Genomic DNA, 23,369 nt, shown 5'->3' with positions numbered 1-23,369 from the left:
GATGCACGTGTATCCGCGCGAGGAGCGCACGATCGGCCGGGTGCTGGCGGAGAAGGCGGCGCGCGTCGGGGACCGGCCGTTCCTGCGGTTCCGCGGCGCCGACGGCCAGTGGGCCGACACCAGCTACGCCGAGGTCCACCGGATCACCGACGACTACGCGCGCGGGTTCGCCCGCCTCGGCGTCGGCAAGGGGACGACGGTCGCGGTGATGCTGGGCAACTGCCCGGAGTTCCTGTGGGTGTGCTGGGGGCTCGGCAAGATCGGCGCGGTGGCGGTGCCGCTCAACACCGCGGCCAAGGGTGACCAGCTCGAGTACTACCTGCGGCAGTCCGGGTCGGAGTGGATCGTCGCCGAGGCGGACTTCCTGCCCACGCTCGCGCACGCGGTGCGCGCCCCGGAGGCGATGAAGGGCCTGATCGTGCACGGCGGGCCGGGCGGGGACCACGACCTCGCCGACATCGCCGCCGCGCCGGGGGAGGGCTTCACCCCCGACGAGGACATCACGCCGTCGGACCCGATGCTGATCATGTACACGTCGGGCACGACGGGCCCGTCGAAGGGTGTGGTCTCCCCGCACTCGCAGGGCCACGCCGTCGGCGAGCTGATGGCCCGGTACTGCGAGTACGGCCCCGACGACGTCCTCTACACCTGCCTGCCGCTCTTCCACGGCAACGCGATCTGGTACTCGGTGTACGCGGCCCTGTGGGGCGACTCGTGCGTCGCGCTCGCGCCGCGGTTCTCGGCGCGCTCGTTCTGGACCGACATCCGGGAGTCCGGCGCCACGGAGTTCAACGCGCTGGGTGCCATGGCCAACATCATCTGGCAGCTGCCCGAGGGCCCGCAGGACCGCGACCACCGGGTCCGCACGGCAATGGTCGTGCCGACGACGCGCCCACTCGTCGACGGCTTCAAGCAGCGCTACGGCATCACCGTCACGTCGGTGTTCGCGATGACCGAGAACTGCGCGGTCACCGTGCTCGGCCCGGACGACCCGCCCGAGAAGGCCGCGTCGGCGGGGCGGGTGCGCGACCACGTCGACGTCCAGATCGCCGACGACGACGGCAACCCGCTGCCCCCGGGCGAGGTCGGGGAGATCTGCATCCGGCCCAACGGCCCCGGCATGATCATGCTCGGCTACCACGACATGCCGGAGGCCACGCTCGGGGCGATCCGCGACCTGTGGTTCCTCACCGGCGACCGCGGGCGGCTCGACGCCGACGGCTACCTGTACTTCTCCGAGCGCAAGAAGGAGGTCATCCGCCGCCGTGGCGAGAACATCTCCGCCTACGAGCTGGAGACCATCCTCTGCAAGCACCCGGACGTGCACGAGGCCGCCGCCGTCGCGGTGCCGTCGGACCTCTCGGAGGACGACGTGATGGTCTACGTCGTGCCGGCCGAGGGCGCGACGCCCGACTTCGCGGAGCTGGTCGGCTACTGCGTCGACAACATGGCGTACTTCATGGTGCCCCGGTACTGGCAGCTCATCGACGAGCTGCCGAAGACGCCCAGCCAGAAGGTGGAGAAGTTCAAGTTGAAGGCCGCTGCGGTGGACGGCAGGGACGAGTTGTGGGACCGCGAGAAGGCGGGCATCACCGTGCGGAGGCAGCGATGAGCGCCCCGCCGGTGGAGGTCGTGATCGACGGGGGCGCCGCCTCGATCACGCTCACCCGCGAGAAGGCGCACAACGCCATGAGCCCCGACCTGCTCGAGGGGCTGAACTCCGCCGTGCAGGCGGTCACCGACGCAGGCTGCCGGGTGGCGACGGTCCGCGGCCGCGGTAGGGCGCTCTCGGCCGGCGCGGACCTGCCGTACCTGCTCGGGCTGGGCGACGACCGCGACGCCGTCGCCGCGTACATCGCGCAGATCGGCGCCGCGCTCGACGCGATCGAGGCCGCGCCGTTCATCTCGGTCTGCGTCGTCGACGGCTACGGCGTCGCCGGCGGGTGCGAGCTGATGCTGGCGTGCGACCTCGTCGTCGCCTCCACCGAGGCCAGGATCGGCGACCGGCACATGGAGTACGGGATGCTGCCCGGCGCGGGCGGATCGGTCCGGCTGCCGCGCGTGCTCCCCGCCGCACTGGCCCGCCGGCTGCTCTACACCGGCGAGATCGTCGACGGCGCGACCGCCGCGGCGATGGGACTCGTCGGCTGGTGCGTGGAGCCCGACGACCTCGAGCCGACCGTCGGCGGCATCGTCGCCCGGCTGTTGCGGCACAGCCCGAGCGCGCTCGCGGGGATGAAGCGGATGTACTTCGACGGGCTCGCGGTGCCCTACCGGGAGGCGCTCGCGGCCGAGCAGCGCACCGTCGTCGAGCACCTGACCGGCAACCCGGACGCCCGCGAGGGGCTCGCCGCGTTCGCCGGCAAGCGTGCACCGGAATTCCAGGGAGTCTGAGTGGTTCTGCAGCAACGTCGTGACGCCGAGGGCCGGGTCGTGTCCGGGCTCTGGTTCGAGGAGCTCACCGAGGGGCTCGTCGTCGAGCACGCGATCCGGCGGACGGTCACCGAGACCGACAACGTCCTGTTCACGACGATGACGATGAACCCCGCGGCCGCACACCTCGACGCCGACTACTCGAAGGGCACCGAGTTCGGGCAGGTGCTGGTCAACAGCATGTTCACCGTCGCGCTCGTCGTCGGGCTGTCGGTGCCCGAGCTGACCCACGGCACGATCCTCGCCCAGCTCGGCCTCGACGAGGTCGTGTTCCCCAAGCCCGTCTTCGTCGGCGACACGATCCGCGTCGAGTCCGAGGTGGTCTCGGCGCGCGCGTCGAAGAGCAGGCCGACGCAGGGCATCGTGGTCTTCGAGCACCGCGCCCACAACCAGCGCGACGAGCTGGTCTGCAAGGCCCGGCGCACCGGCCTGATCCGCCGCTCCCCGCAGGCGTCGTCGTGACGGCCCAGCTCGGCCGTCGCGACGACGTCGCGGCTGCCCGCGCCGCCGCGCTCGCGGGGCTCGACACGTCCCGCTGGCCCGCGAAGCTCCCCGTCCGCGACCGGCTGACGTTGCTGTTCGACCCGGGCTCGTTCGTCGAGGACGGGCTGCTGGCCAACGCGCGCAGCGAGGGCCTGCCCGCCGACGGTGTCGTCACCGGGGTGGGCCGGATCGAGGGCAGGCTCGTCGCCGTCATCGCGCACGACTTCACGGTGAAGGCCGGCTCGTGGGGCGAGCTGGGTTGCGAGAAGCAGATCCGCATCCTCGAGCGCGCCGACCGCGACCTGCTGCCCGTCGTCTACCTCGTCGACTCGGCGGGCGGGCGGCTCAACGACCAGATGGGCTTCTTCCCGGGCCGCCGGGGCGCGTCGCGCATCTTCCACCTGCAGGTCCGGCTTTCCGGGCGGGTGCCGCAGGTGTGCTGCCTGCTCGGCCCCTCGGCGGCGGGTGGCGCGTACATGCCCGCGTTCACCGACTGGGTCGGGATGGTCGAGGGCAACGCGTCGATGTACCTGGCCTCGCCGCGGGTCGCCGAGAAGGTCACCGGCGAGGTCACGACGTTGGAGGAGATGGGCGGCGCGCGCATGCACGCCACGGTCTCCGGCTGCGGCGACGAGGTCTTCGGCAGCGACGGCGAGGCCATCGCGGCCGCCCGGCTGCTGCTGACCTACCTGCCCGACTCGTTCCGCGACCGGCCCGCCGTCGCCGAGCCGCGGCCGCCCGCCCTGCCGCACTGGCCCGACGACCTCGTCCCGAGCGACCCCAACCAGCCCTACGACGTGAACGACGTCATCGACCGGATCGTCGACGAGGGCTCGTTCTTCGAGATCAAGTCGGGTTGGGCCACCGAGATGGTCTGCGGGCTCGGGCGCATCGAGGGCCGCGTCGTGGGCGTCGTCGCCAACCAGCCGTCGGTGCGCAGCGGGGCGATCTTCGTCGACTCCGCCGACAAGGCCGCCCGGTTCATCTCCCTGTGCGACGCCTTCAACATCCCGATCGTGTTCCTGCAGGACGTGCCGGGCTTCATGGTCGGGGTGGCCGTCGAGCGGCAGGGGATCATCCGGCACGGCGCGAAGATGCTGGTGGCCATGGCCTCGGCGGAGGTGCCGCGCTTCACCGTCGTGCTGCGCAAGGCCTACGCCGCGGGCTACTACGCGATGTGCGCCCCCGGCTTCGAGCCCCGCGCGACGTTGGCCCTGCCGACGGCGACGATCGGCACGATGGCCCCCGAGGCGTCGGCGAACGCCATGTACGCCAACAGGATCGCCCAGATCGAGGATCCCGGGGAGCGGGCGGCGTTCGTCGCGCGCCGGGTCGCCGAGCAGGAGGCCGAGGTGAACCTGCTGCGGATGGGCAGCGACCTGGTCGTCGACGCCGTCGTCGAGCCGGGGGACATGCGCGCCGAGCTCGTCGCGCGGCTCGCGGCCGCCGACGGGTGGGACCGCACGCGCGACCGGCGACACCACGTGGTGAGCCCGGTATGAGCACCTTCCGCAGCCTGCTGTTCGTTCCGGCCGACAAGCTCGACCTGCTCGCCAAGGTCCCGCGCTGGGCGCCCGACGCCGTCGCCGTCGACCTGGAGGACGCCGTCGCGGTGCCGGGCAAGGACGCCGCCAGGGCCGGGGTGGCCGCGGCGTCGCTCGACGCCGGCGAGGCCGTCGTCCTGGTGCGGGTCAACGCTCCCGGCACCCCGTGGTTCGACGCGGACCTCGACGCGGTGCTCGCGAGCCCGGCCGCCGGCGTGATCGTGCCCAAGGCGGAGGACCCCGCGGTGCTCGCCGCGGTGCGTGAGCGCACCCGGGGCCGGATCCTGATGGCGGGCATCGAGTCCGCGCTCGGCGTCGTCAACGCGCGCGAGCTGTTCGCGCACGCCGACACCGGGTTCTTCGGCGCCGAGGACTACATCGCCGACCTGGGCGGCAGGCGCACCGCCGGCAGCCTGGAGGTCCTCTACGCGCGCAGCCAGGTCGTGCTCGCGAGCAGGCTCGCGGGGATCCCGCTGCTCGACCAGGTCGTCACCGCCATCGACGACGCCGAGGCCTTCCGCGCCGACGCCTCCGACGGCCGCGACCTCGGCTACACGGGGAAGATCTGCATCCATCCGAGCCAGGTCGCGCTCGCCCACGAGGTGTTCACCCCGTCGAAGGACGAGGTCGACCGGGCGCGCCGGGTCCTGGCGGCGGAGTCGGCAGGGGTGGCCGTCGTCGACGGGGAGATGGTCGACGCCGTGCACCTGAAACTGGCCCGCCAGGTGCTGGCCCGGGCGGGGGAGACGCAGTGAGGAAGATCGAGACGGTGCTCGTCGCGAACCGCGGGGAGATCGCCGTCCGCATCGTGCGGGCGTGTCACGACGCGGGTCTGCGCGCCGTCGCGGTGTATGCCGACCCCGATGCCGGTGCGCCGCACACGCTGCTCGCCGACGAGGCGATCCGGCTGCCGGGCACGGCGCCGGGGGAGACCTACCTCTGCGCCGCCGCGCTGCTCGACGCCGCCGCCCTGGCCGGTGCCGACGCCGTCCATCCCGGCTACGGCTTCCTGTCCGAGGACGCCGGCTTCGCCCAGCAGGTCGTCGACGCCGGGCTCGTCTGGGTCGGGCCGACGCCCGAGGCCATGCGCGCGTTGGGGGACAAGGTCTCGGCCCGCGAGATCGCGCGCCGGGTCGGGGCGCCGATGGCCCCCGGCACCTCCTCGCCGGTGGCCGGCGCCGACGAGGTCGAGGCGTTCGCCGCCGAGCACGGCTTCCCGATCGCGATCAAGGCGGCGTTCGGCGGGGGTGGCCGGGGGCTGAAGGTCGTGCACGAGGCGGCCGGGATCGCGTCGGCGTTCGAGTCCGCGGTCCGCGAGGCGACGGCCGCGTTCGGGCGCGGCGAGTGCTTCGTCGAACGGTTCCTGCCGCAGGCCCGCCACGTCGAGGTCCAGGTGCTGGCCGACACCCACGGCGCCGTCGCCGTGCTCGGCACGCGCGACTGCACCGTCCAGCGGCGTAACCAGAAGCTGGTCGAGGAGGCGCCCGCGCCCTTCCTGCCCGACGCGCTGCGCGAGACCCTGCACGCGTCGGCGACCGCGATCTGCCGCGAGGCCGGCTACACCAGCGCCGGGACCGTCGAGTTCCTGGTCGGCGCCGACGGCACGACCACGTTCCTCGAGGTCAACACGCGGCTGCAGGTCGAGCACCCGGTCACCGAGGAGGTCACGGGCGTCGACGTCGTCGGCGCGCAGCTGCGGGTCGCCGCGGGCGAGCCGCTCGACCTGCCGGCGGAGGTGCCCGTCCGCGGGCACGCGATCGAGTTCCGGATCAACGCCGAGGACGCCGACCGCGGGTTCGCGCCCGTGCCGGGGACCGTGACCCGCTTCGAGGTGCCCACCGGCCCGGGCGTCCGCGTCGACACGGGCATCGCGGCGGGCGGGCGCGTCGGCGCCGAGTACGACTCGCTGCTGGCCAAGGTGGTCGTCACCGGTCGCGACCGCGCGCAGGCACTGGCCAGGGCGCGCCGGGTGCTCGCCGAGACCCGCGTGGACGGGGTGCCCACGGTCCTCGACGTGCATCGCGACGTCCTCGCCGATCCGGCGTTCGCCGGCCCCGACTCCCTGGGCGTCCACACGCGCTGGATCGAGGAGGAGTACCTGCCGCGCCGGCGGCCGCCGGAGCCGGACCCGACCGTCGGGCTGCTGCGGCTGGGCCGTCGGACGCTGCGGGTGTCGCTGCCCGGGATGGCGGTCCTCACCGGCACCGCGGCCGAGGCCGTCCGGGCGGGCCTGCTCGCGGGCGCCGACCGTGCTGCCGGCGCCGCCGCCGCGCCCGACCGGCTCCTCTCGCCGATGCAGGGCACCGTCGTGCAACTCGCGGTGGAGGAGGGCCAGCAGGTGGCGGCCGGTGAGGTCGTCGCCGTCGTCGAGGCGATGAAGATGGAGAACGCCGTGCGCGCCACCGTCTCCGGGACCGTCGCGGAGGTCGTGGTGAAGGTGGGCGACAGCGTCGCGCAGGACGCGCTGCTGTGCCGGCTGGACCTGGCAGAAGCGCCGGCCTGACCCCCGCTGACGAGGTCCGGTGCGCAACCTGGGTGCTGTCCCGGAGCGGGTCGGCGACGGTTGAGGTTGCGCGCGGGCGGCGTCGTCCGCGGCGGGGGAACTAGAGGGACTTGCGGGAGGGGCGGCTGCGCAGGGCGGCGACGTAGTCGTCCGGGGCGCCGGCCTGCTCGGCTGCGTCGGCGATCACGCCGAGGTAGCGCGCCGAGGGCATGCCGCCCTCGTACGCGTCGAGCACGTAGATCCAGGCGAGGACGTCGCCCTCGAGGGTGTGCACGCGCAGCCGCAGCTTCTTGTGCAGCCCGAGCTCGCCGCCCTCCCAGCGGTCGAGGGTGGCGGCGTCGTGGTCGGGCACGTCGTAGAGCACGACGAACACCTGCGAGCCCGGGTGCTCGACGACCGTGGCGAGGGCGCCCTCCCAGGCGAAGTCCTCACCGCCGAAGGTCAGCCGCCAGCCCTGGAGCCACCCCGTCCCGGCCATCGGGCTGTACGGGGCGCGCTCCTTCATCTGCGCGGGGTCCATGTTCGACCCATAAGCGGCGTAGAGCGGCACCCCGACAGACTAGCGATGCGCTGTACGGACCTGATCGAGGACCTCACCCCGGCGCGATGTCCCGTTCACAGGACGGGCGTACTGTATGCGAGGTCCGGACCGACGCGAGGAGGCCGAAGCGGCGTGACCAGGATCGTGATCATGGGTGGTGGGCCGGCCGGCTACGAGGCGGCCCTGGTCGCCGCGCAGCACGGCAGCGACGTCACCGTCGTCGAACGCGACGGCATGGGCGGCGCCTGCGTTCTCGACGACTGCGTCCCGTCGAAGACCTTCATCTCCAGTGCCGCCGTGCGCGTCGACCTGCACCGGGCCGAGGACCTCGGCGTCCTCGTCGACCGCGACACCGCCGGCATCGACCTGCCCAAGGTGCACGGGCGCGTGCAGAGCCTCGCCCGGGCCCAGTCGGCCGACATCCGCGACCGCGTCGCGGGCGAGGGCGTCCGGATCATCGCCGGGTCCGCCAGCTTCGACGAGCCCGTCCCCGGGCGCGCCCCGCACCTGGTCCACGTCACGACGGCCGACGGTGCCGAGGAGGAGCTGCCGGCCGACGTCGTGCTGGTCGCGACCGGCGCCACGCCCCGCATCCTCGACTCCGCCCGGCCGGACGGCGAGCGCGTCCTGACCTGGCGCCAGCTCTACGACCTGCCGGCCCTGCCCGAGCACCTGGTCGTCGTCGGCTCCGGGGTGACGGGTGCGGAGTTCGTCTCGGCCTACGTCGAGCTCGGGTGCCGGGTGACGCTGGTGTCCAGCCGCGACCGCGTGCTGCCCGGCGAGGACGCCGACGCCGCCGCGGTGCTGGAGGAGGTGTTCGCCGAGCGCGGCGCCGAGATCCTCGCCAACGCCCGCGCCGAGTCCGTCGTGCGCGAGGGCGACGGGGTCGTCGTCACGCTGACCGACGGCCGGCAGGTCCGCGGCTCGCACGCGCTCATGACGGTCGGCTCCGTGCCCAACACGTCCGGCATCGGCCTGGAGAAGATCGGCGTGCGCACCGACGCAGGCGGGTTCGTCACCGTCGACCGGGTGTCGCGGACCTCGGTGCCCGGCATCTACGCCGCGGGCGACTGCACCGGCGTGCTCATGCTCGCCTCCGTCGCCGCGATGCAGGGCCGGATCGCGATGTGGCACGCCCTCGGCGAGGGCGTCGCGCCGATCAAGCTGCGCACCGTCGCCGCCAACGTCTTCACCCGTCCCGAGATCGCGACGGTCGGCATCAGCCAGCGCGTCATCGACTCCGGCGAGGTCCCGGCGCGGACGGTCATGATGCCGCTGGCCACCAACCCGCGCGCCAAGATGCGCGGCATCCGCCGCGGGTTCGTGAAGCTGTTCTGCCGGCCGGCGACGGGCGTCGTCATCGGCGGGGTCGTCGTCGCGCCGGTGGCGAGCGAGCTGATCCTGCCCATCGCGATGGCGGTGCAGAACGGCCTGTCGGTCGACGACCTCGCCCACACCTTCTCGGTCTACCCCTCGCTGTCGGGGACGATCACCGAGGCGGGCCGCCGCCTCATGCAGCACGACGACCTCGACTGAGCCGCCCGGCCGGGTCGCTCACGGGAGCTCACGGGAGCTCGGGGTCGGGTCCGGGGGAACCCCGATTTCCCGGGGCCGCACGGCGGCGATGCTCGATGGCATGACCACACTGCAGAACGCCACGACCCGGGTCCCCGTCGTCCCCGTCGTGGTCGCCGCCGTCGCGTCGCAGTTCGTCGACGACGTCGCCTACTTCGTCTTCCCGCCCGCCGCGCTGATCGCCCCGGCGTCGGCGTTCATCGCCGTGCTGCTGACCGCGCTGGGCGCCCGGCTCGTCACCCGCAGGCTCTCGGGTGTCGCGGTCGCGCGTACGGGGCTCGCCGTCGGTGCGCTGTCGGCAGGGATCGGGCTGGCGGTCAGCGGGTTCGGCTGGCTGTCGATGGTGCTGGCGACGCTGACACTGGTCGCGGGGGTCGCGGGTGCCGTCGTCGGCCGGAGGAACCCGGCCACGGACTGACCGGCAGCGCCGCACCGGCGTGACCCCCGCCGGGTGGGCGGGGGTCACGACCGGGCGGATCAGGCCGCGACCTGCTGGTGCGCCGCCGGACGGCAGCGGCGCAGCGGGCAGACCGCCGCCGCGGGCAGCATGCCCGGGACGGCGGCGCGGGAGCCTGCCGCGACGAACGGCCAGCTGCCCACGAACCGCTGCAGGTACCAGTAGAGGTACACGTGGTCCTGCCCGTCCTGGTCGGCGACGAACACCGCGGGCGCCGCGAGGTCGTCGACCCAGCGGGCGTAGTCGGCGGTCGCCGCCGCGGGTGGGCGGGGTGCCCGGCGGGTGGCGAGCCAGTCCTCCGCTCGGCCGCGCCACGAGCTCAGCGCGACCGGGTGGATCGTGGCACCGGGCAGTTCGGCGACGTTCGTGGTGAACGTCGCGATCAGGGAGCCGTCCGCGCGGTGCGCGGCCGACGCCAGGGTGAGCAGGGAGTGCGGGCCCGGAATCGGCCCTTCGACGTGCATGTGCGTCGTGACGTACACGTACTGCTGGGGCATGACGGATCCTGGTGTCCGATGTGGCGATGGACAGCTCACGACGTGGCTCGGCCGACGTGGTGACGGATCCGCGGCGCGGTCTTTCCGCGTGGCGGAACTACCGGCCCCGTGGTGGAACACACGGGAGTGCGGTGTCGCTGTGCAGTTGTCCGCACGGTGCCGGGCCGCGTCGACGCTGACGCCGGACGGCACGGTGCGCGCCGACGGTAACCAGCAGCGGATCTCGCGGTCAATCCCCGGGAGCGGCGGTGGTGAGCTGCGCGCGCGGGTCGGAGCTGAACCCGCAGGACGCCGCGAGCTCGTCGGTGGCCCCCGGCCAGCGGACCCGCGCCGCGCCCAGGCCCCCGACGGCGAACCGCAGCACGGCCGGCAACGACTCGGCGAGCGCGCCGGCCGCCTGCCCGGCGGGCAGCTCCCAGACCCGCAGCACGGCCTCTCCGCCGTCGCCGAGCACGCCGTCGAGGACGACCTCCGCGACCATCCGGCCCGTCGTCGGCTCGCAGACCGCCCACGTGCAGGTGCGGTCGCCCGCCCAGCCGGCCGTCGCGGTCGCGACGCCCGCGTCGCCGTCGACACCCGCCTCGGCGTAGGCGGGCCGGTCGTCGACGCGGTCGTCGGCGCGCGGCGCCCGCAGGTACCAGGTCCCCGCGTTGATCTCGACGGGCTCCAGCGTCAGTCCTTGATCTCGCAGATCACGGTGCCCTGGGTGACCGACGAGCCCGTGTCGGCGGACAGCCCGGTGATCGTGCCGTCCTTGTGGGCGGTCACCGGGTTCTCCATCTTCATCGCCTCGAGCACGACGACGAGGTCGCCCGCACTGACGGTGTCGCCGTCGGAGACCGCGACCTTGATGATGGTGCCCTGCATGGGCGCGGTCACGGAGTCACCCGACGCCTTGGTGCCACCACCGCCGGACTTCCCGCGCTTGCGGGGCGCCGCCTTCGCGCCGCCGCCGCCGGTGCCGATGGCGAGGTCGCCGGGCAGGGACACCTCGAGCCGGCGCCCGCCGACCTCGACGACGACCGACTGCCGAGGTGCCTCCTCGGATCCGGCCTCGGCGCCGCCCTCGAACGGCGGCACCGTGTTGTCCCACTCCGTCTCGATCCACCGGGTGTGGACGGTGAACCCGTCCTCGGTGTCGGCGGCGAACGCGGGGTCGGACACGACGAGCCGGTGGAACGGCAGCACCGTCGCCATGCCCTCGACCTGCATCTCCGCCAGCGCGCGGCGCGAGCGCTCCAGCGCCTGGGCGCGGTCGGAACCGGTGACGATCAGCTTGGCCAGCAGCGAGTCGAAGTTCCCGCCGACGACCGAGCCCGCCTCCACGCCCGCGTCGACGCGCACACCCGGGCCGGCGGGGTACGCGATCGAGCTGACCGTGCCGGGCGCGGGGAGGAAGTTGCGACCGGCGTCCTCACCGTTGATCCGGAACTCGATGGAGTGCCCGCGCGGCGCCGGATCCTCGAGGACGTTGAGCTCCTTGCCCTCGGCGATGCGGAACATCTCGCGGACCAGGTCGAGCCCGGAGGTCTCCTCCGAGACCGGGTGCTCGACCTGCAGCCGCGTGTTGACCTCGAGGAACGTGATCAGCCCGTCCTGCCCGATGAGGAACTCGACGGTGCCGGCGCCGTAGTAGCCGGCCTCCTTGACGATGGCCTTCGACGCGTCGTAGAGCGTCGTGCGCTGCTCGTCGGTGAGGAACGGCGCCGGGGCCTCCTCGACCAGCTTCTGGAAGCGGCGCTGCAGCGAGCAGTCGCGCGTGCCGACGACGATCGCGTTGCCGTGCTGGTCGGCCAGGACCTGGGTCTCGACGTGCCGCGGCTTGTCGAGGTAACGCTCGACGAAGCACTCGCCGCGGCCGAACGCCGCGGTCGCCTCGCGGACGGCCGACTCGTAGAGCTCGGCGATCTCCTTCTCCTCGCGCGCGACCTTCATGCCGCGCCCGCCGCCGCCGAACGCCGCCTTGATCGCGACGGGCAGGCCGTGCTCCTTCGCGAACGCGATCACCTCGTCGGCGCCCGAGACCGGGTCGGCCGTGCCGGGGACCAGCGGGGCGCCCGCCCGCATCGCGATGTGCCGTGCGGTGACCTTGTCGCCCAGGTCGCGGATCGACTGCGGGGACGGCCCGATCCAGGTGATCCCCGCGTCGATGACGGCCTGCGCGAAGTCGGCGTTCTCCGACAGGAAGCCGTATCCCGGGTGGATGCCGTCGGCGCCCGCCTGCTTCGCCGCGCCGATCACCTTGTCGAAGTCGAGGTAGGACTCGGCGGCGGTGCTGCCGCCCAGCGCGAACGCCTCGTCGGCGAGCCGGACGAACAGGGCGTCGCGATCGGGGTCGGCGTACACGGCGACCGACGCGAGGCCGGCGTCCTTGGCCGCGCGGATCACACGGACCGCGATCTCCCCCCGGTTCGCGACGAGGATCTTGGTCAGCTCGGGCAACGTCCGCTCCTCGGTGAATCGGCCGGCCCGTCGCGCCGGCGCGTTGCAGGGAGTCTAGGAGGACCGGACGAATTTCTCCGGGCCGCGGACCTGTGGCGTTTCCGACGTTCGGAGCGCCCCCTGCGCGGCCTGCGGAACTGGATCGAGCCAGGCAGGTGTGGTCTTCGTCGCTCAGCGGTTGCGGAGCCGGAGCCGAAGGGTCCGGCCGCCCACCTGCACGAACACGGACCCCCGGCCGCGGCGTACCGCGGGCGCCCGGCGGGCGCGGGGCGCGCCGCTGCCGTCGTAGCGGGTGGCGACCTCTCGCGCGGCCAGCTCGTCGACGGCGCCGGCGGGCAGCCGCCCGGCCGCCCGCAGCCACCGGGCGACGTCCCGGCCGTCGCGCAACGAGCCGCCCGGCGGTACCCCGTCGAGGGCCTCGGCGACGGCCGTCGGCCACCCGGGGCCGAGCGCGGCCGCGAGCAGTGGCCAGTGCCGGGCGGCCTCCCCGGCACGCTTGCGCAGCAGGGCGCGGCGCGTCGTCGCGAGGCGGACGGGGTCGAAGCCGTCGGGCACCGGGGCGCCCGCCACCAGTGCGTCGACGAGCGCAGCCTGCCGCGCGGCCAGCCCGGCGCTCACCGGAGCACCCCGGGCGCGACCCCGGCCGCCGCCGGCACGACCTGGCCCGCCGCCGCAGCGCGGGCTGCCGGTGGTGCGAACCGGGCTGCCGCGGAGATCGCGGCCAGCTCCGCCGCCAGCTCGGCGGCGGGCGGGTAGCGACCGTCGCGCTCCAGCATCACCGCGGGCGGCAGCCGCCGGTCGCACAGCTCGCCCAGCAGCGCGAACACCTCCGGCGGAACGGGGTCGGTGTGGCTGTCGTGGTACACGCCGGGGTCGCCGGCGGCCGTGTCGCCGGGGTGCTCGCTGCCGCCCGCGACGTGCACGTAGGCGATCCGGTCCAACGGCAGCCCGTCGAGGACCGCGCACGGGTCGCCGCCCCGGTTCACGGCGTTGGCGTGGACGTTCGCGACGTCGAGCAGCAGCCACGCCTCGGTGCGGTCGAGCAGCCGGGTGAGGAACTCGGCCTCGGTGAACTCGTCGCCCGGCCAGTCGAAGAGCGCCGCGACGGGCTCCAGCGCCAACGGGACGTCGAGCTCGGCCTGCACCCGGGCCACGTTCGCGACCAGCACGTCGAGCGCCTCCCGGGTCCGCGGCACCGGGAGTAGGTGCCCGGCGTCGCGCCCGGCGACCCGGGTGAACGACACGTGCTCGCTGACCAGCGGCGCGTCCAGCGCATCGGCGCACGCCGCGAGGTGGGCGACCCGTTCGGGGTCGAGCCCGTCGGCACTGCCGAGGGACAGCCGCACGCCGTGCGGGATCACCGGGACCCCTCGATCCCGCAGCTCCGCCACCCCTCGAGGCGGAGCCGCGGGATCGATCGCTTCTGCGATGACCTCGCAGAAGCGCAGACCGGGCAGCTCGGCGACGATCCCCGCGATCTCGGGACGCCAGCCGATGCCCGTGCCCAGCCGGGTCGCGGGGCCGGCGCCGGGCTCAGCCACCGCAGCCACCCCCGCCGCCGCAGCCACCCCCTCCGCCACAGCTGCTGCTCCCCCCACCGCAGCTGCTCCCCCCACCGCAGCCGGCGCCCCCGCCGTAGCTGCTGCCCGAGTCGCCGCCCGACCAGCCGCCGCCCGACGACGCGAGCTTCTGCGCGGCGAGCTCGTCGGCGAACGCCGGGTCGGAGGCCCACAGCGCGCTCATCCCGAAGACGCCGACGCCGAGCGCCGCGGCCGTCGCCCCGTTCGCGACCCAGTCCGGCCGGTTCGCCGGTGACAGCCGATGGTGCTGGGCCCGCATCGCGGAGACCGTGGCGTCGCCGAGCGGCGTGCGCCGCGGGACCCGGGCCATCAGCACGACGCCGACGACGGCCGCGCCCAGCGTCGCCAGCACCAGGAACGTGACGGGCTTGCCGTTGGCGACCCCGGCGACGAGCCGGGCCAGGCCCAGCCCGGCGACGAGGAGCATCCACGCGCCCGCCTGCCGGACGCCGCGCCGCTCGATGTCGGTGACGAGCAGGCCCTCGGCGGTGAGCCGCCGCTCGATCGCCGCCAACGCGGCGGCGACGTACTCGTGGTAGCGCAGTCGGCCGCGGCCGACCGGGGACGTGGCCGTCGCGTGGATCGCCCGCTCCAGCTCGTCGGCGCCGGGCAGCAGCGCGCCCACCGCGACGACGTTGCCGCGGCCCGCCGTCTCGATCGTCCCGTCGACGCGCATCGACGACAGTGCGGCGTACACCGCGAGGTCCGCGCCACCGTTGAGGTACGCCGCGTCGTAGGGCGTGCCGGTGAGATCCGCGGGTGGGCGGCCCCCGCCGCGCGCGCCCGCGATCTGCCGCCGCGTCCGGACCGCCCAGATCCAGACGACGACGGCGATGACCAGGTAGAAGAGAATGAACGTCGAGCCGCTGATCCCCCAGGTGTCGCCCGAGGCCGCGAGTGTGCCCATCCGAACCACCCCCTGACTCGTCCTCTTGGGACTGGCCACAGTGTGGTCGGCGTCATCGCATCGGGGGAACGTTCCTCACCAAGACTTGAGGTTCCGAGGTTCGCGGCTCACGCCGTACGGGCGCGCACCTGGTTCTTGATCCGGGCGAGCATCGCCGCCATCCCGCGCAGCCGCAGCGGGCTCACGGCCTGGCCGAGCCCGAGCGCGACGTAGAAGTCGTCGGGCACGGCCAGGACGTCCGCGGCGGACTCGCCGTCGAGACCCGTGTGCATGATCGAGGCGAAGCCGCGCGTCGTCGGGGCCTCGGGCGGCGCGGAGAAGAACAGGTGCACGGGCCGGTCGGGGGCGGCAGCGCCGTCCTCGACCTCCACCGCCAGGAACAGCGGCGACTGGCACTCGTGCACCTGCTCCATCGAGTCCGCGGCGTCGGCGTAGCGCTCCGGCAGGTCCGGCAGCTCCTGCGACAGCTCGAGCAGCAGCTGCAGCCGGTCCTTCGGGCCGACGGCGGAGAAGTCCTCGACCAGCTCCGCCAGCCTGGGTGGGAGATCAGCCACGCTCGGCCCCCTGTGCGATGGGGACCCGCACCGTGTTGCCCCACTCGGTCCAGCTGCCGTCGTAGTTGCGGACCGTGCCGAAGCCCAGCAGGTGGGTGAGCACGAACCAGGTGTGGCTCGACCGCTCGCCGATGCGGCAGTAGGCGACGACGTCGTCGTCGGCCGACAGGCCCTGTTCCTGCAGGTAGATGGCCTCGAGGTCGGCGCGCGGCTTGAACGTCGCGTCCTCGGCGGCGGCGCGGGCCCACGGCACGTTCGCGGCGCCCGGGATGTGCCCGCCGCGGACCGCGCCCTCCTGCGGGTAGTCGGGCATGTGCAGCAGCTCGCCGGAGTACTCGCCGGGGGAGCGGACGTCGACCAGCGCGCCCGTGCCGCCCTTCACCTTCTCCAGGTGCGCGAGCACGTCGTCCTTGAACGCGCGCAGCGTCGTGTCGTCGCGCTCGACGACCGGGTAGTCGACGGTCGCCGGCTTCGGCTGTTCGGTGGTCATCTCCCGGCCCTCGGCGACCCACTTCGCGCGGCCGCCGTCGAGGATGCGCACGTCCTCGTGGCCGAACAGGGCGAACACCCACAGCGCGTAGGTGGCCCACCAGTTGTTGCGGTCGCCGTAGAACACGACGGTGGTGTCGCGGGCGATGCCGCGCTCGCCGCAGATCTCGGCGAAGCGGGCGCCGTCGACGTAGTCGCGGGTCACCGGGTCGTTGAGCTCGGTGTGCCAGTCGACCTTCACCGCGCCCGGGATGTGGCCGGTGTCGTAGAGCAGGACGTCCTCGTCGGACTCGACGACGACCAGGCCGTCGGAGCCGAGGTTGGCCGCGAGCCACTCGGTGGTGACCAGCCGCTCCGGGTGGGCGTAGTCGGCGAGCTTCGGGTCGTTGTCAGCGGGCAGCGCCATGGCCGCGACGATAGTCCGCCGCGGCGCGCGGGGTGGGTGCCGCTCACCCGCTCCGGTGGGCCCACAGGTCGACGGGCGAGACGCCGATCGCGCCGAGCAGCCTGCGCACCAGCGGGAGGCTGATCCCGATGACGTTCGAGGGGTCGCCGTCGATGCCGTCGACGAACCACGCGCCCAGCCCGTCGAGGGTGAACGCCCCCGCCACCGCGAGCGGCTCGCCCGTCGCCAGGTAGGCCTCCAGCTCGGCGTCGGTGGGCTCGGCGAAGCGCACCGTCGTCGTCGCGTGCCCCTCCGCGACACGGTCGATCTCGCCGTCGACGAGGCGCAGCACGGCGTGCCCGGTGACGAGATCGCCGGTGCGCCCGGCCATCGCCTTCCAGCGCCGGCGGGCGGTGTCGACGTCGAGGGGCTTCCCGACGAGCTCACCGTCGATCGACAGCATCGAGTCGCAGCCGACGACGACCGCCCCGGGGCGCGGGCCGGCGACCCGACGGGCCACCGTCGTGGCCTTGGCGCCCGCCAGCGCCGTCACCTTCTCGCCGGGCGAGGCGTCCGGGATCGCGGCGAGGAGGGCGTCCTCGTCGACGTCGGAGACCTCGACGACGGGGTCGAGCCCGGCGGCGCGCAGGACGGAGAGCCGGGCGGGGGAGGCGGAGGCGAGAACGAGACGCACCCCGCGAGCCTACGGACGCCACCTCCGTCGCAACGCCCATCGCACGCCGTGCCCGCGCGGGCCGCTCACCCGGCGCCGCGTCGATGTCGCGAGTGTCCCCGCGCGGGTGCCGCGGCCGGACCCCGGCTGCAGGAACGGCACTTTCCTGCAGCCCGGTTGCGGGAAAGTGCCGTTCCTGCAGAGAGGGTCGGCGGCAGGCGGCAGAAGGGCGGGCGGGGTCAGGGGCAGGCGGGCCTCAGCGGGGCAGGGCGGAGGCGCGCCAGGCGCCGGGGCCCGGGCGCAGGGGGGCGCGCATCCGCCGGACCGGGTCGGACCAGCGGTCGCGCTGCGCCGGGGCGGCGCCCGTGCCCGCCGAGGAGGCCGCCGCGAGCAGGACCGCCGTCAGCGCGGCGACCTCCTCGTCGGACGGCTCGCCGCGCACGACCCGGAACAGGGCCCGCCGCTCCTCCGGCGTCTGCTCTTCCGAGGGGGAGCTCACAGGATCGTCGCTCACAGGGGGATGTTCCCGTGCTTGCGCGTCGGGACCTCTTCGCGCTTGGTGGCGAGCATCCGCAGCGCCCGGCCCACGTACCCGCGGGTGTGCGAGGGCGGGACGACGGCGTCGATGTACCCGCGGTCGGCGGCGATGTAGGGGTTGGCGAGGGTGTCCTCGTACTCGGTCTGCAGCTCCGCCCGCTTGGCGGCGAGCTCGTCGCCCTCCAGGCCCTTGAGCTGCTTGCGGTAGAGGATGCCGACCGCGCCCGACGCGCCCGTGACCGCGATCTGCGCCGTCGGCCACGCGATGTTGACGTCCGCGCCGAGGTGCTTGGAGCCCATGACGTCGTAGGCGCCGCCGTAGGCCTTGCGGGTGATGACCGTGATCTTGGGGACGGTGGCCTCGGCGTAGGCGTAGATCAGTTTCGCGCCGCGGCGGATGATGCCGTTCCACTCCTGTTCGGTGCCCGGCAGGAAGCCGGGGACGTCGACGAACGTCACGACGGGGACGTTGAACGCGTCGCAGGTGCGGACGAAGCGCGCGGCCTTCTCCGAGGCGTGGATGTCGAGGCAGCCGGCGAACTGGGTCGGCTGGTTGGCGACGATGCCGACGCTGTTGCCCTCGACCCGCGCGAAGCCGCAGACGATGTTGGGCGCGAACAGCTCGTGGACCTCGAGGAAGTCGCCCTCGTCGACGACCCGGGAGATGACCTCGCGGATGTCGTAGGGCGTGTTGGGGGAGTCGGGCACGAGCGTGTCGAGCTCGCGGTCGGTGTCGGTGACCGAGTCCTCGATCGAACCGCCGACGGGCTCGGGCGCCGGGTAGCTCGGCGGCTCGGACAGGTTGTTCGACGGCAGGTAGCCCAGCAGGTCCCGCACGTAGGCGAAGGCGTCCTCCTCGTCGGAGGCCAGGTAGTGGGCGACGCCCGAGCGGGTGTTGTGGGCCCGGCCGCCGCCGAGCTCCTCCATGTCGACGCGCTCACCGGTGACGGTCTCGATGACGTCCGGGCCGGTGATGAACATGTGGCTGGTCTCGTCGGCCATGACGACGAAGTCGGTCAGTGCCGGGGAGTACACCGCGCCGCCCGCCGACGGGCCGAGGATCAGTGAGATCTGGGGGATGACCCCGGAGCTGCGGACGTTGCGGATGAAGATCTCGCCGTACAGGCCGAGCGCGACGACGCCCTCCTGGATCCGCGCGCCACCGCCGTCGTTGATGCCGACGACCGGGCACCCGACCTTGGCCGCGAGGTCCATGACCTTGACGATCTTCTCGCCGTAGACCTCGCCGAGCGAGCCGCCGAACACCGTGGCGTCCTGGCTGAACACCGCGACCGGCCGGCCGTCGATCGTGCCCGTGCCGGTGACGACCCCGTCGCCGAACGGTCGCTTCTCCTGCATCCCGAAGTTCGTGGACCGGTGCCGGACGAGCGCGTCGAGCTCCACGAACGAGCCGGGGTCGAGCAGCTGCTCGACGCGTTCGCGCGCGGTCTGACGACCCTTCGCGTGCTGGCGCTCGGCGGCCGCCTCGGCACCCGCGTGCACCGCCTCGTCGTAGCGACGGTGCAGGTCGGCGAGCTTGCCCGCCGTGGTGTGGATGTCGATGTCGGGGGATGCGTCACCGGGGGTGTCCCCGGACTGCGGCGGAACCCCCGTCGGTTCGCTCGCGGCGCTCATGGGCCGGGAGCCTAACCCGGCGATTCCCCCGCCGGGGGGCGTTCGGGGAGCGGTATCTGTCACGCTCGGCGCCCCGCGACCACACCGTCCGGTTCGCCGGGCGACGGTGACGCGCCGCCCGTCGAGCGGGCCGTCCGCCGCGGTCGAGGGCGTCCCGGGACCGGTTAGCGTCCCGTCCATGACCAGGCAGGCCGTGCCGCTCGACATCGATCTGCTGCGCCCCGCGCTGCTGGCGCCGGTCGGGCCCTGGAGCAGGGTCGACCTCGTCGCCGAGACCGGTTCGACCAACGCGGACCTGCTCGCGGCGGCCGCGCGCGGTGCCCCCGACCGGTCGGTGCTGGTCGCCGAGCACCAGAGCTCCGGCCGCGGCCGGCTCACCCGCAGCTGGGAGTCACCGCCCGGCAGCGGCATCACCGTCAGTGTCCTGTGGCGGCCCCAGGAGGTCCCGGCCGACCGGTTCGGCTGGCTGCCCATGCTCGCCGGGCTCGCGCTGCTCGACACCGTCCGCGAGTTCTGCGCCGCGCCGTCGGGCCTGAAGTGGCCCAACGACCTGCTGCTCGGGCCCGAGGGCCGCAAGGCCGCCGGCATCCTCGCGGAGATGACGGCCGTGACCGGCGGCGGGCCCGGGGTCGTGCTGGGCATCGGTCTCAACGTCGGCGCGACGATCCCGCAGCTGCCCGCGGGGGCGACCTCGCTGGCCGAGGAGGGAGCCGTGGGGGTCGACCGGGCCGAGCTGCTGGTCGCCCTGCTGCGCAGGCTCGCCGCGCGTGAGGCCGCGTGGCGCGACGCGCGCGGTGACGCCGAGGCCGTCGGCCTGCGGGCCGACTACCGCGCGGGCTGCTCCAGCCTCGGCTCGCGGGTGCGGGTCGAGCTGCCCGGCGGCGAGTCGCTCACCGGCATGGCCGAGGACGTCGACGTGCACGGGCGGCTGCTGCTGCTCGACGCCGACGGGACGCGCCGTCCGGTCGCGGCGGGCGACGTCGTGCACCTGCGCGCCGCGGGTCCCGCCGACTCCTGAGCCGGGGTGCCATGATGCGCCCCATGGCCTATCCCGACGAGCTCCTGGTCGACGACGAGCGCGTCGTGCTGCACAAGCACCCGCACCCGAAGATGCTCGTGGTGCCGGTGCTCGTGTTCCTGGTGACGGTCGGTCTCGCGGTCTATCTCGCCGCCCTGGCGCGCAACCTGAGCTGGGCGACGATCGCCTGGATCGTGCTGGCGGTCGTCGCGGTGGCGGTCGTCGTGCGGTTCACGCTGGTCCCACTGGTGCGGTGGCGGACGACGCACTTCGTGGTGACGACCCGGCGGGTGCTGGTGCGGGAGGGCGTCGTGTCGCGGCAGGGCATCGACATCCCGATCGGGCGCATCAACAGCGTCCAGTTCCGTCACACGATCGTCGAACGGCTCCTCGGCTGTGGCACGCTCGTCATCGAGTCGGCGTCCGACGAACCGCTGGAGTTCGAGGACGTGCCGGGCGTCGAGAAGGTCCACTCGATGCTCTACAACCAGATGTCCGAGCTCGACGAGCGCCGCGCCGGCCGCCCTGCCCGCGCCGGCTACGGCGACGACGAGGACCGCGACGACCGTTGGGAGAGCCGCCGATGACCGCGTCCGGGCTGCCGATGCGCCTGCCCGTCGAGGGACTGCCCCCGCGGGTCACGATCTACGAGGTCGGGCCGCGCGACGGGCTGCAGAACGAGAGCGCGGTCGTGCCCGTCGAGGTCAAGGCGGAGTTCATCGACCGGCTCGCCGACGCCGGGCTCACCACGCTCGAGGCCACCAGCTTCGTGCACCCGAAGTGGGTGCCGCAGCTCGCCGACGCCGCCGATCTCCTCGACCGGCTCGACCGGCGCGCGGGCGTCGACTACCCGGTGCTGGTCCCGAACGAGCGCGGCCTCGACCGCGCGCTGCAGTCCGGTGTCGAGCACGTCGCGATCTTCGCCAGCGCCACCGAGACGTTCGCGGGCAAGAACCTCAACCGCACGCTCGACGAGCAGTTCGCCATGTTCGAGCCCGTCGTCACCCGGGCGCTCGCCGAGGGGCTGCGGGTGCGCGGCTACGTCAGCATGGCGTTCGGCGACCCGTGGGAGGGGCCGGTCGATCCCGAGCAGGTCGCCGGCGTGGGCAGGCGCCTGGTCGAGATGGGGTGCTGGCAGCTGTCGCTGGGCGACACCATCGGCACCGGCACCGCCGGGCACGTCGACGCGGTGGTCGACGCGTGCGTCGCGGGCGGCGTGCCCGTCGCGGCACTGGCGGTGCACTTCCACGACACCTACGGGCAGGCGCTGGCCAACACGCTCGCGGCGCTGCGCCGTGGCGTCACGACGGTCGACGCCAGCGCGGGCGGCCTCGGCGGCTGCCCGTACGCGGAGTCCGCCACGGGCAACCTCGCCACCGAGGACCTCGTCTGGATGCTCGACGGGCTGGGCGTCGAGCACGGCGCCGACCTGCACAAGCTCGTCGACACCAGCGTGTGGATGGCCGCGCAGCTGGGCCGGCCGTCGCCGTCGCGGGTGGTGCGGGCGCTGGCGGGCTGACCGCCACCGCCCGCCGTCCCGGACGCACCGCTGCGTCCACCGCACGGGACGGGACCGGCCGTGGCGGTGCACCCGCGGCCGGCCCCGTGCTCTCAGACGGCGACCGCCGTCGGTGCCGCGACCGTGTCGATCGTCTCCATCTGCTTGGTGAACTCGACGTACTCGTCGTCCATCAGGGCGCGTGGGTCGAACGTCGGGTCGGCGATGATCCCGTGCACCCGGCGGCGCTGCATGCCGAAGTTGCCGCCGTCGTAGATCGGGAAGATCGCGGCCTCACGCAGGTACTTCTCGAAGTCGTGCTTGCGGTCCGCGCTGTTGACGCCGACGACCTGCAGGCACTTGTAGACGGCGTCGAAGAGCGTCTCGGTGCAGAACACCTTGTTCATCGCCCCGATCAGCTCGCCGTGGTAGTCGTGCTGGTCGATGTAGTGGGCGGCCTTCCAGCAGAAGTACCGGGCGGCCTCGATCTTCCCCGCGACGTCACCGAGCACGTAGCCGACGTACTGGTGGTGGATGATCGGGTGCGGCCCGCCCGCGGTGAAGGTCTTGGCCCACGACAGCGCGGCCTCGTAGGCCGCCCGGGCCACCCCGACGGCCGCGATCCCCGCGACCGGCCCGGACCAGGCGAAGTTGCGGTTGATGAGCAGGTCGCCGTTGCCCTTCGTCCCCTCGACGATGTTCTCCACCGGCACCCGGGCGTTGTCGAAGATGACCTCGGAGTTCGGGGTGAGCCGGTGCCCGAACGAGTCGATGGTGTTGAACGTGACGCCCGGGGTGTCCCGGTCCACGAGCAACGCCGCGAGGCCCTCGGTGCCGCCCTTCTCCGGGTCGGTGCGCACGACGTAGAGGCTGGTGTTCGCGCCGCGGTTGTCCCAGCCGCCGACGTTGCACGGCCAGTACTTGCGGCCGTTGACGACGTAGCAGTCGCCGTCGAACCGCGCCGTGACGCCGATCCCGGCGGGCTGGGGGAGCGGGGTGTCGAAGTTCGCGGTACCCCCGGGGGAGCCCGCGGGCTCGCTCGCGCCGTAGCCGGCGATCCACTCGCCGGTCGGGTCGGACGTGGCCGCACCCAGGACCTCGGACTTCTGCTTCTCGGTGCCCCAGTACCAGACGGGCAGCAGACCGAGCCCGTTGACGAGCACCGTGCAGGCGAAACCGGGGTCGACGGCGCAGATCTCCTCCGCGGCGAGGATCAGCTCGACGTTGGTGAGCCCACCGCCGCCGTACTGCTTGGGCAGCATGCAGAACGCGATACCGGCCTTGTAGGCCTCGACGTACACGGGCTTGGTCCGCTGGAACGCCTTCAACGGGTCCGGTTCGCGATCGGCGTCGCGTACCGCCGGTGCGAGCACTCCCTCGGCGAAGTCCCGGGCGTCGTGCTGGACCTTCTTCTGGGCATCGCTGAGAGTGAAGTCGATCGCCATTCGGACACCTCACAGAATCGGCACTGATTCGATGCGCCTCGCATCGCGCGGCGAGCCGGGGACGCGGTGCGCGGGTGCACCCAGTGTCGCCGTGGGGCGCCCGCCGGCGGCAGTCGTCGTGAACGGACAGCGGCGTTCCGGGCATGAACGACGGTGCCCCCGGCACGAACGGT

At 73.7% G+C, this 23,369-nt stretch carries 24 protein-coding genes; 11 read left to right on the top strand and 13 right to left on the bottom strand.

Annotation, left to right across the window (positions count from 1 at the left end):
• Position 1 precedes the first annotated feature (1 nt).
• From PSED_RS26525 to PSED_RS26500, 6 genes are read left to right on the top strand one after another with little or no spacing between them, the layout of a single operon-like run.
• Complete coding sequence (locus PSED_RS26525; protein WP_013677320.1) at positions 2-1,612, top strand: AMP-binding protein; 1,611 nt, start codon at positions 2-4, stop codon at positions 1,610-1,612.
• A complete protein-coding gene (locus tag PSED_RS26520; protein WP_013677319.1) occupies positions 1,609-2,394 on the top strand; it encodes an enoyl-CoA hydratase/isomerase family protein in 786 nt (261 codons plus the stop codon). The genes PSED_RS26525 and PSED_RS26520 overlap by 4 nt, the downstream gene beginning before the upstream one ends.
• Positions 2,395-2,895, top strand: a complete 501-nt coding sequence (locus PSED_RS26515; protein WP_233899166.1) for a MaoC family dehydratase — start codon at positions 2,395-2,397, stop codon at positions 2,893-2,895.
• A complete protein-coding gene (locus tag PSED_RS26510) occupies positions 2,892-4,418 on the top strand; it encodes an acyl-CoA carboxylase subunit beta (RefSeq protein ID WP_013677317.1) in 1,527 nt (508 codons plus the stop codon). Before PSED_RS26515 ends, PSED_RS26510 begins: the two co-directional genes overlap by 4 nt.
• Positions 4,415-5,215 carry an HpcH/HpaI aldolase/citrate lyase family protein gene (locus PSED_RS26505; RefSeq protein ID WP_013677316.1) on the top strand — a complete coding sequence of 267 codons (801 nt, stop codon included), beginning with the start codon at positions 4,415-4,417 and terminating at the stop codon, positions 5,213-5,215. The genes PSED_RS26510 and PSED_RS26505 overlap by 4 nt, the downstream gene beginning before the upstream one ends.
• On the top strand, positions 5,212-6,963 hold the full coding sequence (locus PSED_RS26500; protein ID WP_013677315.1) for an acetyl/propionyl/methylcrotonyl-CoA carboxylase subunit alpha: 1,752 nt from the start codon (positions 5,212-5,214) through the stop codon (positions 6,961-6,963). Before PSED_RS26505 ends, PSED_RS26500 begins: the two co-directional genes overlap by 4 nt.
• 100 nt (positions 6,964-7,063) lie before the next feature.
• On the opposite strand, the gene PSED_RS26495 is transcribed toward PSED_RS26500, so the two are convergent.
• Complete coding sequence (locus PSED_RS26495) at positions 7,064-7,513, bottom strand: gamma-glutamylcyclotransferase family protein (RefSeq protein WP_013677314.1); 450 nt, start codon at positions 7,511-7,513, stop codon at positions 7,064-7,066.
• A gap of 123 nt (positions 7,514-7,636) precedes the next feature.
• Here PSED_RS26495 and PSED_RS26490 point away from each other — a divergent pair, with 123 nt between their 5' ends.
• Positions 7,637-9,040, top strand: coding sequence for an NAD(P)H-quinone dehydrogenase (locus PSED_RS26490; protein WP_013677313.1), 1,404 nt, complete (start codon positions 7,637-7,639; stop codon positions 9,038-9,040).
• Between the two features lie 100 nt (positions 9,041-9,140).
• A complete protein-coding gene (locus tag PSED_RS26485; RefSeq protein ID WP_041760024.1) occupies positions 9,141-9,497 on the top strand; it encodes a hypothetical protein in 357 nt (118 codons plus the stop codon).
• A 59-nt stretch (positions 9,498-9,556) separates the two neighbouring features.
• Here the strand turns inward: PSED_RS26485 and PSED_RS26480 are convergent, their stop codons facing one another.
• The 11 genes from PSED_RS26480 to PSED_RS26430 all read right to left on the bottom strand — a co-directional run bounded on the left by PSED_RS26480 (position 9,557) and on the right by PSED_RS26430 (position 19,235).
• Positions 9,557-10,033: a hypothetical protein gene (locus PSED_RS26480; protein WP_013677311.1), complete on the bottom strand. Its 477-nt coding sequence runs from the start codon at positions 10,031-10,033 to the stop codon at positions 9,557-9,559.
• A 229-nt stretch (positions 10,034-10,262) separates the two neighbouring features.
• On the bottom strand, positions 10,263-10,514 hold the full coding sequence (locus PSED_RS26475) for a hypothetical protein (protein ID WP_013677310.1): 252 nt from the start codon (positions 10,512-10,514) through the stop codon (positions 10,263-10,265).
• A gap of 191 nt (positions 10,515-10,705) precedes the next feature.
• Positions 10,706-12,475, bottom strand: coding sequence for an acetyl/propionyl/methylcrotonyl-CoA carboxylase subunit alpha (locus PSED_RS26470; protein ID WP_013677309.1), 1,770 nt, complete (start codon positions 12,473-12,475; stop codon positions 10,706-10,708).
• A gap of 171 nt (positions 12,476-12,646) precedes the next feature.
• Positions 12,647-13,093 (bottom strand): SCO6045 C-terminal-like domain-containing protein, encoded by a 447-nt coding sequence (locus PSED_RS26465; RefSeq protein WP_013677308.1) that lies wholly within the window; start codon positions 13,091-13,093, stop codon positions 12,647-12,649.
• Positions 13,090-14,016, bottom strand: coding sequence for an MbnB/TglH/ChrH family RiPP precursor modification enzyme (locus PSED_RS26460; RefSeq protein ID WP_143770635.1), 927 nt, complete (start codon positions 14,014-14,016; stop codon positions 13,090-13,092). The genes PSED_RS26465 and PSED_RS26460 overlap by 4 nt, the downstream gene beginning before the upstream one ends.
• Complete coding sequence (locus PSED_RS26455; protein ID WP_013677306.1) at positions 14,009-14,962, bottom strand: TIGR04222 domain-containing membrane protein; 954 nt, start codon at positions 14,960-14,962, stop codon at positions 14,009-14,011. The genes PSED_RS26460 and PSED_RS26455 overlap by 8 nt, the downstream gene beginning before the upstream one ends.
• Before the next feature lie 107 nt (positions 14,963-15,069).
• Positions 15,070-15,516 carry a SufE family protein gene (locus tag PSED_RS26450; protein WP_013677305.1) on the bottom strand — a complete coding sequence of 149 codons (447 nt, stop codon included), beginning with the start codon at positions 15,514-15,516 and terminating at the stop codon, positions 15,070-15,072.
• Positions 15,509-16,411: a sulfurtransferase gene (locus PSED_RS26445; protein ID WP_013677304.1), complete on the bottom strand. Its 903-nt coding sequence runs from the start codon at positions 16,409-16,411 to the stop codon at positions 15,509-15,511. The genes PSED_RS26450 and PSED_RS26445 overlap by 8 nt, the downstream gene beginning before the upstream one ends.
• 43 nt (positions 16,412-16,454) lie before the next feature.
• Positions 16,455-17,084: a Maf family protein gene (locus PSED_RS26440; protein ID WP_013677303.1), complete on the bottom strand. Its 630-nt coding sequence runs from the start codon at positions 17,082-17,084 to the stop codon at positions 16,455-16,457.
• A 235-nt stretch (positions 17,085-17,319) separates the two neighbouring features.
• Positions 17,320-17,577, bottom strand: a complete 258-nt coding sequence (locus PSED_RS26435) for an acyl-CoA carboxylase subunit epsilon (RefSeq protein ID WP_233899164.1) — start codon at positions 17,575-17,577, stop codon at positions 17,320-17,322.
• Entirely contained in the window at positions 17,574-19,235 is a 1,662-nt protein-coding gene (locus PSED_RS26430; protein ID WP_013677301.1) for an acyl-CoA carboxylase subunit beta, read from the bottom strand. Before PSED_RS26430 ends, PSED_RS26435 begins: the two co-directional genes overlap by 4 nt.
• A 178-nt stretch (positions 19,236-19,413) precedes the next feature.
• On the opposite strand from PSED_RS26430, the gene PSED_RS26425 reads away from it, so the two are divergent.
• Genes PSED_RS26425 through PSED_RS26415 form a run of 3 tightly spaced genes read left to right on the top strand, consistent with a single transcriptional unit; the run spans position 19,414 to position 21,772 of the window.
• Entirely contained in the window at positions 19,414-20,253 is an 840-nt protein-coding gene (locus tag PSED_RS26425) for a biotin--[acetyl-CoA-carboxylase] ligase (protein ID WP_013677300.1), read from the top strand.
• 23 nt (positions 20,254-20,276) lie between these two features.
• Entirely contained in the window at positions 20,277-20,840 is a 564-nt protein-coding gene (locus PSED_RS26420) for a PH domain-containing protein (RefSeq protein WP_083845296.1), read from the top strand.
• Positions 20,837-21,772: a hydroxymethylglutaryl-CoA lyase gene (locus PSED_RS26415; RefSeq protein WP_013677298.1), complete on the top strand. Its 936-nt coding sequence runs from the start codon at positions 20,837-20,839 to the stop codon at positions 21,770-21,772. Before PSED_RS26420 ends, PSED_RS26415 begins: the two co-directional genes overlap by 4 nt.
• Before the next feature lie 92 nt (positions 21,773-21,864).
• Here PSED_RS26415 and PSED_RS26410 read toward each other — a convergent pair whose 3' ends face one another.
• Complete coding sequence (locus PSED_RS26410) at positions 21,865-23,196, bottom strand: acyl-CoA dehydrogenase family protein (protein ID WP_013677297.1); 1,332 nt, start codon at positions 23,194-23,196, stop codon at positions 21,865-21,867.
• Positions 23,197-23,369: the final 173 nt, after the last annotated feature.

The sequence above is a fragment of the Pseudonocardia benzenivorans CB1190 genome (assembly GCF_000196675.2).
In the GTDB taxonomy this organism is placed as follows: domain Bacteria; phylum Actinomycetota; class Actinomycetes; order Mycobacteriales; family Pseudonocardiaceae; genus Pseudonocardia; species Pseudonocardia benzenivorans.
This window is presented reverse-complemented; position numbering and strand designations above follow the sequence as displayed.